This is a genomic window from Oryzihumus sp., assembly GCF_036391795.1.
Lineage (GTDB): Bacteria > Actinomycetota > Actinomycetes > Actinomycetales > Dermatophilaceae > Oryzihumus.
In genome coordinates this window covers 1-9,535 of the sequence record NZ_DASVZH010000191.1, presented here as the reverse complement: position 1 = coordinate 9,535, position 9,535 = coordinate 1, and the positions used below count along the sequence as shown (strand labels likewise).

The 9,535-nt window shown below is 70.3% G+C and carries 7 protein-coding genes; 4 read left to right on the top strand and 3 right to left on the bottom strand.

The window, feature by feature from the left end; all coding sequences use genetic code 11:
- Positions 1-28: 28 nt before the first annotated feature.
- From VF825_RS11615 to VF825_RS11605, 3 genes are all read right to left on the bottom strand, one after another.
- Positions 29-1,117 (bottom strand): DUF4032 domain-containing protein, encoded by a 1,089-nt coding sequence (locus VF825_RS11615; RefSeq protein WP_331113398.1) that lies wholly within the window; start codon positions 1,115-1,117, stop codon positions 29-31.
- A 137-nt stretch (positions 1,118-1,254) separates the two neighbouring features.
- A complete protein-coding gene (locus VF825_RS11610) occupies positions 1,255-2,334 on the bottom strand; it encodes a sn-glycerol-3-phosphate ABC transporter ATP-binding protein UgpC (RefSeq protein ID WP_331113396.1) in 1,080 nt (359 codons plus the stop codon).
- 122 nt (positions 2,335-2,456) lie between these two features.
- Positions 2,457-3,665 carry an MFS transporter gene (locus VF825_RS11605; RefSeq protein WP_331113394.1) on the bottom strand — a complete coding sequence of 403 codons (1,209 nt, stop codon included), beginning with the start codon at positions 3,663-3,665 and terminating at the stop codon, positions 2,457-2,459.
- A gap of 163 nt (positions 3,666-3,828) precedes the next feature.
- Between VF825_RS11605 and VF825_RS11600 the strand changes: the two genes are divergently transcribed.
- The 4 genes from VF825_RS11600 (at position 3,829) to VF825_RS11585 (ending at position 9,517) form a co-directional block, all read left to right on the top strand.
- Positions 3,829-5,139, top strand: a complete 1,311-nt coding sequence (locus VF825_RS11600; RefSeq protein ID WP_331113392.1) for a maltose ABC transporter substrate-binding protein — start codon at positions 3,829-3,831, stop codon at positions 5,137-5,139.
- 96 nt (positions 5,140-5,235) lie between these two features.
- Positions 5,236-6,768 carry an ABC transporter permease subunit gene (locus VF825_RS11595; RefSeq protein WP_331113390.1) on the top strand — a complete coding sequence of 511 codons (1,533 nt, stop codon included), beginning with the start codon at positions 5,236-5,238 and terminating at the stop codon, positions 6,766-6,768.
- Positions 6,768-7,682, top strand: coding sequence for a sugar ABC transporter permease (locus VF825_RS11590; protein WP_331113388.1), 915 nt, complete (start codon positions 6,768-6,770; stop codon positions 7,680-7,682). The genes VF825_RS11595 and VF825_RS11590 overlap by 1 nt, the downstream gene beginning before the upstream one ends.
- A complete protein-coding gene (locus tag VF825_RS11585; RefSeq protein ID WP_331113386.1) occupies positions 7,679-9,517 on the top strand; it encodes a glycoside hydrolase family 13 protein in 1,839 nt (612 codons plus the stop codon). The genes VF825_RS11590 and VF825_RS11585 overlap by 4 nt, the downstream gene beginning before the upstream one ends.
- The last annotated feature ends 18 nt before the right edge of the window (positions 9,518-9,535 follow it).

Below are 9,535 nucleotides of genomic sequence, written 5' to 3'. Positions count from 1 at the left end.
ATGACGTTGTCCTCGTCCGGGAAGGCGTTCATGAAGCCCGAGGCCGGGGCGGCCGCAAGCAGGGGCGGCTCGTCAGCTCGCGCGGCACCGCCCGCGTGATCGGCTCGTAGATCTTCGTCAGCCAGTCGTGCGCGACGATCTCCTCGTCCTCATTCTGGCGGTCGGTCGCCGCGGCGTAGGCGTCGAGGTCGTTGAGCAGGCGGCGGGCCTGGTTCTCGCCGACGTCGAGGCCGGTGAGACGCAGCAGGCGGCGCGAGTGGTGCCCGGCGTCGACGACCTTGGGGGTGATGACGATCTCGGTGCCGCCGATGTCGGTCGTGATCGACAGCTCGTCGACGTCGAAGCCGAGCTCGTTGAGCCGGCGGATCCGCTCGTCGACGCGCCAGCGGTCACCCTGCTCGAACCGCTCGGGCTCGGTCAGCTCGCGCCACAGGTCGCGGTAGCGGTCGACGATCCGCTGCGAGGTGTCCACCGGGTCGACCGACTCGGGCAGGAAACCGCCGGCGGACAGGTCCATCAGCTCCCCGGCGATGTTGACCCGGGCGATCTCCAGGTCGTGCTCGCGCTGACCGTCGGAGAGGCTGTCACGCAGCTCGCCGGTCTCGGCGTCGACGAGGTAGGCCGCGAACGCGCCGGCGTCGCGGCGGAACAGCGTGTTGGACAGCGACACATCACCCCACCAGAAGCCGGTCAGGTGCAGCCGGACCAGGAGCACCGCCAGGGCGTCGATGCTCCGCTGGGCGGTGTCCTTGCGCAGCGTCTGGCTGAACAGCGCGCGATACGGCAGGGAGAACTGCAGGTGCCGGGTGATCAGGCAGGCGTCCAGCTCCTCACCCTCGGGCGTGGTGCGGCCGCTGATGACGCCGAACGCCTCGACGCAGGGCTGGTCGAGGCGGGTCAGCAGGCGCAGCAGGTTGTACTCGCGGCGGGCCAGGTCCTCGCTGATCTCCTTGACCGCCAGGACCCGGCCGGAGAGCTTGACGAAGCGCACGACGTGGCGGGAGATGCCCCGGGGCAGCGCCGCGAGCACGTCCTCGGGCCACTCCTCGAGGGGGACCGACCACGGCAGGTCCAGCAGCGCGGGGTCGGGACGGGCAGCGGTGATCTGCAGGGCCACGGGGTCCATGGTGGCATGCGAGCCGAGCGGGACTCCGGGAGCGTCCATGGCCGCGGGCACGGAACCGGACCGCGGCCCCGGACACGCGAAGGCGGCGGCACCCGGGTGGGTGCCGCCGCCTCCTGACGCGGGGGCGCTCAGTCGCCGATGCGCTCGCCGGTCTCGATGTTGAACACGTGCACGTGGCCCTGCTTGGGGGCGAAGTGCACGGTCTCGCCCTTCATCGGGGGGCGCCGGCCGTCGACGCGGGCGATGATCGGCTTGACCTCGCCGTGGAAGTCGGTGGAGCCGTAGACGTAGGCGTCGGCGCCGAGCTCCTCTACCACGTCGACCGTGACCGGGATGCCCTCGGCCTCACTGGCCAGCGACAGGTCCTCGGGCCGCACGCCGAGGGTGACGGACGTGCCGGCCCCGGCGAGGTGCTCGCGCTCGATCGGGGTGACGCTGGCGCCGAACTTCACGCCGCCGTCGACCACCGGCACCTCGAGCAGGTTCATGGCGGGGGAGCCGATGAAGCCGGCGACGAAGACGTTGTCGGGGTGGTCGTACATGCGCCGCGGGGTGTCGCACTGCTGCAGCAGGCCGTCCTTGAGGACCGCCACGCGGTCACCCATCGTCATGGCCTCGACCTGGTCGTGGGTGACGTAGACGGTGGTGACGCCGAGACGGCGCTGCAGCGAGGCGATCTGGGTGCGGGTCTGCACGCGCAGCTTCGCGTCGAGGTTGGACAGCGGCTCGTCCATGAGGAACACCTGCGGGTTGCGCACGATCGCGCGGCCCATGGCGACGCGCTGGCGCTGGCCACCGGAGAGGGCCTTCGGCTTGCGCTCGAGGTACTGCTCGAGGTCGAGGATCTTGGCGGCCTCCGCCACGCGCTTGGCGATCTCGCTCTTGTTGACGCCGGCGATCTTGAGCGCGAAGCCCATGTTGTCGGCGACCGTCATGTGCGGGTAGAGCGCGTAGTTCTGGAAGACCATGGCCACGTCACGGTCCTTGGGCGAGAGGTCGGTGACGTCGCGGTCGCCGATCCAGATCCTGCCGTCGTTGACCTCCTCCAGACCGGCGAGCATGCGCAGGCTGGTGGACTTGCCGCAGCCGGAGGGGCCGACGAGGACGAGGAACTCGCCGTCGGCGATGTCGATGTCGAGCTTGTCCACGGAGGGGACGTCGTTGCCCGGGTAGAGCCGGGTCGCCTTGTCGAACTTGACCGTAGCCATGTGTGATCGAACCTTCCTTCACCGGCAGGAACGTGCCGGACGATCCGTTGTAAAGGTGGTGCCCCACCGGGCGGGTGCCAAGCGGTGGTGCAACGGATCTTCCCCCATGGGCGCCGATCCGGCTAGACCTGAGTGACGGATGTGACGACCTCGGTATGCCGTGCCGCAGCCCGGTCGTACCCGGCCAGGGTCGCGGCGACGAGCACCGCGACGGACCCCGCGACGGGGAAGACCAGCTCCGGCGCCCGGCTCCAGGCGAGGCCGCCCAGGGGCGGGGCGAGGAACATGCCGGCCACCGAGGCGGAGGCGTACAGGCTCTGGTAGCGCCCGGCATACCCCTCGGGGGCGGCCTCGGCGACCGTCGCGGTCGCGGTCGGCTTGTAGAGCATCTCCCCGCCGGTCAGCACCGCGACGCCGAGGCAGGCCGTGGCCAGCGAGGGATCGGCGCCGAGCACCAGCCAGCCGGCCCCGACGAGGGCGTAGCCGCCGGCGACGACCGCGACACCACGACGCCCCGCGAGGCGGACCGACAGCGGCACCTCGCACAGCACGATGGCCAGGCAGGCGCCGCCGAGCAGGAGGCCGTAGGCCGGCGTCGGCAGGCCCAGCGCGCGCAGCTGCAGCGGGAAGGTGACGAAGAACTGCCGGTAGACGGTGTCGACCACCACGACGGTGGCGAGGATCCACAGCACGTGCGGGCGAGCGCGCAGGGAGCGCCACAGGGACCAGCGTGCCGGCGCCGGGGCCACGACGGGGCGGCCCTGGGTGCGGGGGACGCACCTCCAGATGACGGCCGCGAGCAGCAGGCTCGTCCCGGCGTCGACGAGGAACACCAGGTCGAAGTCGACGGCGGCGGCGAGGGCGCCCAGGGGCGGCCCGATGATCATGCCGGCGTTGAACGTCGCACGGGTCACGGCCGCGGCGGTGCGGCGCTGCTCGGGGGCGACGGCGGTGAGGACGACGGCCATGCCGAGCGGCCGGGACACCCCCGAGGCCGCGCCGGCCAGCGCGGCGAGCGGCAGCAGGGCCGCGACGGGGCTGAACGGGAAGGCCACGCAGGTCACGACCCAGCCGAGGGTGGCCGCCACGAGGGCCCGGCGCAGGCCGAACCGGTCCCCGAGGGAGCCGCCGGCGAGGTTGCCCGCGATGAGCCCGATGCCGAAGCCGGCGCCGATGACGCCCGCCTCGGGCGGGCCCATCCCGCGGTCCTGGACGAGGTAGAGGGTGAGGAAGGTCCAGGCCAGGGCGCCCGCGGCGCTGACCAGCTGGCCGAGCAGCAGGGCTTGCAGCCAGCGGGGGAGCGTGCCGACCTGCCGCCATGCCGTGAGCATCCGCCGTTCCCCCTGTGACCCGTGGTGTCCGGGTGACGTTATCGAAACGTGGCTGCAAGATCTTGCAGTTTTGCTTCCAGAAGCCTGCAAGAACTTGCTAAGTTTTGCGCGCTTCAGGGGGTCGGCGTGGGCCATCCCTTCTCGTCACTTGCTAGGAGACTCGATGCACAAGCGTGCGTTTGGGGCCGTCGCCGTCACCGGTGTCGCTGCCCTGCTGATGAGCGGCTGTGGAGGGTCCAGCACCCCCGCCGCCGCCGGCAAGACCAGCAGCACCACCGCGACCGCGACCACCCCGGCCGCGTCGCCCACCACGACCGGCGCCCCCGTCCGTGACGCGAACGCCGACCTGGTGATCTGGGCCGACAACGACCGCGCCCCGATCGTGCAGAAGTACGCCGACCAGTTCGCCAAGGAGAACGGCGGCATCAAGGTCGTCGTCCAGGTCGCGACCGACGTGCGCCAGCAGTTCAAGGACGCCACCAAGGTCGGCAAGGGCCCGGACGTCATCGTCGGCGCCCACGACTGGCTGGGCGAGCTCGTCCAGAACGCCACCGTCGCCCCGGTCAACCTCGACCCGAGCGTCTCCGCGAAGTTCGCGCCGGCGGCGATCGCGGCCACCAAGTTCGGCGGCCAGACCTACGGCGTGCCCTACGCCGTGGAGAACATCGGCCTGGTGCGCAACACCGCCCTGGCCCCCGAGGCCCCGAAGTCCATGGAGGACCTCGTCGCCAAGGGCCAGGCCCTGGTCAAGTCCGGCAAGGCCACCAACATCCTGATCCAGGAGGTGGGCAAGACCGGTAACGCGTACTACACCTACCCGTACCTGAAGGCCTTCGGCGGTGGCATCTTCGCCACCAAGGCCAACGGCGACTACGACGCCAGCAAGGTCATTGTCAACAGCGCCGCCTCGATGCAGGGCGCGATGGAGCTGCAGAAGCTCGGCCAGCTCAAGGCCCTGTCCACCAACGTCAGCGGTGACAACGCCGACGCGCTGTTCGACGCCGGCAAGGCGCCGTTCTACATCACCGGCCCGTGGGCGATCGACAAGGCCAAGAAGGCCGGCATCAAGTACGCCATCTCGCCGCTGCCCACCATCAACGGCCACGCCATGCAGCCGTTCCTGGGCGTGCAGATGTTCTACGTCTCGGCCAAGGCCAAGAACGCCGCCCTCGCCGAGGAGTTCGTGACCAACTACGTCCCGCGCAAGGACGTCCAGGAGGCCCTGTTCGCCGCCGGCAACCGTCCCCCGGCCCTGACCGAGGCCTACCAGGAGGTCTCCGCCACCAACGCCGACGTCAAGGCGTGGTTCGAGGCCGGCCAGGGCGGCCAGCCCATGCCGAACATCCCGGCCATGAACTCGGTCTGGGGTCCGCTCGGCCAGGCTGCCGCCGACGTCATCGCCGGCAAGGCCCAGCCGCAGGCGCGCTTCGACGCCGCCCAGAAGGAGATCGTCGCCAACATCGCCAAGGGCTGATGACGGCGCGGGTGGCCGCCGACCCCGGTCGGCGGCCACCCGGCATACCTCGCAGTTGCTCCACCTGATCCACCCCGCACGATCCCGGGAGACCCGATGAGCCGGATGGCCGCGAACGTCATGAAGTGGGGCGCGATCGCTGTCGCGCTCGCCGTCGTCTTCTGGGTCGACACCCAGCTGGCGAGCCAGGGCCACCTGCTGGCCGTGGTGCTGGTGTCGATGGTCGGGCTGGCGATCCTCGCCATCTACGGCACACGGCGCGCGGTGCCGCTGAAGTACCTCTTCCCGGGCCTGTTGCTCCTGGTCGGCCTGCAGATCTGGCCGCAGGTCTACACGGCCATGACCGCGTTCACCAACTACGGCGACGGCCACTCGATCTCCAAGCAGGAGGCGATCGACAGCATCGTCACCAGCTCGGTCTCCGAGGTCCCCGGGTCGCCGCGCTACAAGCTCTCGGTCGCGGTGAAGTCCGGCAGCGACCCCGCGACGGGCACGCCGTACTACCTGCTCACCGACCCGCAGGGCAAGACCTTCGTCGGGGACGCCAAGGGCCTGACCGAGCTCACCGAGGGCGTCGAGAAGGCGCCCACCGGCAAGGTCACCGCCGCCTCCGGCTACACGATCCTCAACGCGCTCCAGGTCAACCAGCGCAAGGACCTCGACACCTTCGCCGTCCCGGTCAAGGACGGCGTCGCGATCAAGCGGGTCGGCCTGTCCGAGGCCTTCGAGGGCAAGGCGACGTTCAGCTACGACAAGGCCACCGACACGATCACCGACTCCGCCACCGGCAAGAAGTACGTCGCCAGGGACGCGCGGTTCGTGCCCGCGGACGGCCAGGGCGACGCGCTGCCGCAGGGGTGGAAGGAGAACGTCGGCTTCCGGAACTTCAAGACCGCGGTCACCGACCCCGTCATCCGTGCCGGCTTCGTCAAGATCCTCATCTGGAACATCGCCTTCGCGGCGGTGTCCGTGCTGAGCACCTTCGTCCTGGGCATGCTGCTGGCCCTGCTGCTCAACGACCCCCGCCTGCGGGGCAAGGGCATCTACCGCTCGCTCATGATCCTGCCGTACGCCATCCCCGGCTTCGTCACGGCGCTGGTCTGGCGCTCGATGTTCAACCAGGACTACGGCCTGATCAACCAGCTCACCCACCTCGACGTCGACTGGCTCGGCGACCCGTGGGCGGCCCGCGCCGCGATCCTGCTGGCGAACCTGTGGCTGGGCTTCCCCTACATGTTCATCGTCTGCACCGGCGCGCTGCAGTCGATCCCGAGCGACGTCAAGGAGGCGGCCCGCATCGACGGGGCCAACCCGGTGCGGATGCTGCGCTCGATCACCATGCCGCTGCTGCTGGTGGCCGTCGGCCCGCTGCTGATCGCGTCCTTCGCCTTCAACTTCAACAACTTCACGCTGATCTTCCTGCTGACCGAGGGCGGCCCGTTCGAGGCGGCCAACACCTCGATCGGCTCCACGGACCTGCTGATCACCTACGCGTTCCGTCTGGCGTTCAGCGGCGTGAGCCCGAACTACGGCTTCGCGGCGGCGGTGTCGGTCCTCATCTTCATCATCGTGGCGCTCATCTCGGCGCAGGGCTTCCGTCGCACCAAGGCACTCGAGGAGATCAACTGATGTCCAGCCTGACCCAGACCCTCGCCACCCCGGTCGCCACCGAGCCGGAGCCGAGCAGCAGGCGACGAGGCCCCGCCGGCGGCCGCGTGTGGTGGCGCCACGGCCTCGCCATCGTCGCGCTGCTCTGGTCGCTGTTCCCGATCGTGTTCATCCTCTCGGCGGCGCTGAACCCGTCGGGCACCCTGAGCACCTCCTCGCTGCTGCCGACCAAGGTCGGCATGGACAACTTCGACGCGCTGTTCAACGACCAGAACCGCCCCTTCCTCGAGTGGTTCAAGAACTCGATGGTCATCTCGACGGTCGGGGCGCTGGTCGCCGTCTTCATCGGCGCCAGCGCCGCCTACGCCTTCTCCCGCATGCGCTTCGTCGGGCGCCGTCCCGGCATGCTCCTGCTCCTCCTGCTGCAGATGTTCCCTGCGCTGCTGACCTTCGTGGCCATGTACATCACCTTCGCGGCCATCGGCGACGTCATCCCGATGTTCGGCCTCAACACCAGCCTCGGCCTGATCCTGGCCTACAGCGGTGGGGCCATGGGCGCCAACGTCTGGCTGCTCAAGGGCTACTTCGACACCGTGCCGCGCGAGCTGGACGAGGCGGCCAAGGTCGACGGCGCCTCGCACGCGCGGATCTTCTTCACGATGACGCTGCGACTCGTCCTGCCGATCCTCATCACCGTGTTCATGCTGACCTTCATCGGCCTGTTCAACGAGTTCCTGCTCGCCAGCATCTTCCTGCGCGACGTCGACTCGCAGACCCTGGGCGTGGGCCTCAACGCCATGCTCAAGGCCGACCGCAACCGCTACTTCGGCCAGTTCTGCGCCGGTGCCCTGCTCGTGTCCATCCCGGTCGTCCTGCTGTACCTGGGCTTCCAGAAGCAGCTCGTCGGCGGCCTGACCCAAGGTTCGGTGAAGTGAGCTCCTCGCTCGACCTGCTGTCCCAGCCCCACCACGACGGTTCGGACCTCTACGTCTCCAACTCCGCACCGCGGCTGGGCGAGACGGTCATCCTGCGCGTCCGTGTGCCGCACGAGGCCGACATCACCGCGGTGCACGTGCGGCTCACGCCGGACGCCGAGCCGGTGTTCGTCGACGCGGTCGTGGAGCAGCGGACCGACACCGAGACGTGGTGGAGCGCCGAGGTGGTCTGCCACAACCCGGTGACCAACTACCGGTTCATCCTCGAGGGCGGGCCCTCGGGCTACGCCTGGCTCAACGGCACCGGCGTGCACCTGCGCGACGTCCCCGACGCCGCCGACTTCCGCATCGTGACGTATGCCGCGCCGCCCGCCGGGGCGGGCGGCGCCGTGGTCTACCAGGTGTTCCCGGACCGGTTCGCCCGGTCGGCGGCCGCCGACGAGCGGCCCACGCCGGCGTGGGCTGTCCCGGCGGACTGGGAGGAGCCGGTCAACCTCGGCCACGACGTCATCGCCTGGCAGCTCTTCGGCGGCGACCTCGACGGTGTCGTCGAGCGGCTCGACCACCTCGAGAAGCTCGGCGTCAACACGGTCTACCTCACGCCGTTCTTCCCCGCACGCTCCAACCACCGCTACGACGCCTCCACCTTCGCGGCGGTCGACCCGGTCCTCGGCGGCGACGAGGCGCTGGCCCGGCTCACCGAGGCCGCCCACGCCCGCGGCATGCGGGTCCTGGGCGACTTCACCACCAACCACACCGGTGCGGCGCACGAGTGGTTCGAGAAGGCGCAGGCCGACGTCACCAGCGACGAGCGCGGCTTCTACCTCTGGGACGAGGACGGCGACTACGTCGCCTGGCTGGGCGTGAAGAGCCTGCCCAAGCTCAACTACGACAGCGCCGAGCTGCGCCGGCGGGTCTTCGACGACGCCGACGGCGTGGTGCGCAAGTGGATCAGCGGCGAGCACGGCCTGGACGGCTGGCGCGTCGACGTGGCGAACATGACCGGCCGCTACCGCGACCAGGACCACAACCAGGACATCGCCCGGCACATGCGCGCCGCGATGGCCGAGGCGCGTCCGGACGCCCTGCTCGTCGGCGAGCACTGCCACGACTTCACCCGCGACGCGGTCGGCGACGGCTGGCACGGCGTCATGAACTACGCCGGCTTCACCCGCCCCGTCTGGACGTGGCTGCGCGACACGGGCTACGCGCCGAAGTTCCTCGGCTCCCCGCTGATGGTGCCCCGCCTCGGCGGCGTCTCGGTGATGGAGACGATGCGCGAGTTCACGGCGCTGGTGCCGTTCCGCACCGTGCAGCACAGCTTCAACCTCGTCGGCTCGCACGACACCACCCGGGTGCGGACCCTGGTCGGCGAGGACGCGCGCCAGGTCGACGCCGCGGCCGGGCTGCTCTTCACCATGCCGGGCATCCCGATGATGACCTACGGCGACGAGATCGGGATGCGTGGTGACTTCGGCGAGGACGGCCGCCGCCCGATGCCCTGGGACGAAAGTCGCTGGGACCACCGCCTGCTGGACGTCTACCGTGGCCTGATCGCGGCCCGGACCTCGTCCGTCGCCCTCCGCGAGGGCGGCCTGCGATGGGTTCACGCCTCGGACGACGCGCTGGTCTACCTGCGCCAGACCGGGGCCGAGACCGCCCTCGTGCACGTCGCGCGCGCCGGGCACGGACCGGTCACGGTGTCCACCACGCACCTCGGTGGCATCGAGGGTGCGCGCACGGCATACGGTCGGAACCTCGCCCTGGGCGAGGGCAGCATGGAGCTCGTCGCGGACGGGCCCGAGGTGAGCATCTGGGTCTGGCCGAACCCCTGAGCGGGCGAGACCATGAGC

Coding starts and splice junctions, on each gene's coding strand:
- VF825_RS11595 (WP_331113390.1), top strand. CDS start 5,236: ATGAGCCGGATGGCCGCGAACGTCATGAAGTGGGGCGCGATCGCTGTC.
- VF825_RS11610 (WP_331113396.1), bottom strand. CDS start 2,334: ATGGCTACGGTCAAGTTCGACAAGGCGACCCGGCTCTACCCGGGCAAC.
- VF825_RS11590 (WP_331113388.1), top strand. CDS start 6,768: ATGTCCAGCCTGACCCAGACCCTCGCCACCCCGGTCGCCACCGAGCCG.
- VF825_RS11605 (WP_331113394.1), bottom strand. CDS start 3,665: ATGCTCACGGCATGGCGGCAGGTCGGCACGCTCCCCCGCTGGCTGCAA.
- VF825_RS11600 (WP_331113392.1), top strand. CDS start 3,829: ATGCACAAGCGTGCGTTTGGGGCCGTCGCCGTCACCGGTGTCGCTGCC.